We start from the raw sequence: 697 nt of genomic DNA, 5'->3' as shown, positions 1-697 counted from the left end.
GCAATCATATTTTAAGCGGGTGATGGATGTTAATTACTATGGTGTGATTCATGGTACTCGCGCATTTCTATCTGACATGCTGGCTAATAACCAAGGCGTGATTGTGAATGTCTCAAGTATCTTTGGCCTGACGGGAACACCCAATCATGCTGATTATTGTGGTAGTAAATTTGCCGTACGAGGTTTTACCGAAGCTTTAATGGTCGAATTATCGGCCAGTGATATTCAGGTACACCTTCTACATCCAGGGGGGATTCGAACCAATATCGTAAGGCATGAACATGCCCGAGACTTTTCTCAGAACTTTCTGACTACTGAACCAGAGGATATTGCCGAACATTTAATTAAGTCAGTTAAGAAAAATAAGCCTCGTATTGTCTATGGAAATAATGCTATTAAAGTGTGGTTGGCTTCCAAACTGTTGCCTTTACCGCTTGTTTGCGCGATGGTTTGGTCAGAAATGAAGAAGGTTATCGACCTTCGAGCGTATAAATACAAATAAGGATATTGAAATGTTGAAAAAAAGTTTACTGGCTTTAGCTGCCATTTTGTTAGTTTTTGTGGGTGCCACGTTCATCGCTCCGGCTCCAATGGGTAAAGCGGTCTATGAATGGGCTGCTCCCTTCTCGGCGCGCTTGGTACTTTTCTGAAACAGCCTCAAGAATAAAACTTGGAATGTAAGGTGCTTTGGCCATGG

1 protein-coding gene is annotated in these 697 nt (G+C 42.3%); it reads left to right on the top strand.

Features of this window, described 5'->3' with window-relative positions; translation table 11 throughout:
- Positions 1-502: SDR family oxidoreductase (locus A3735_RS11010; RefSeq protein WP_156499614.1), on the top strand; the 502-nt coding region annotated here is incomplete at its 5' end.
- Positions 503-697 lie beyond the last annotated feature (195 nt).

The organism is Oleiphilus sp. HI0061, assembly GCF_001635675.1.
Note: the sequence above shows the minus strand (reverse complement) of the source record. Positions and strands in the feature narration are given on the sequence as shown.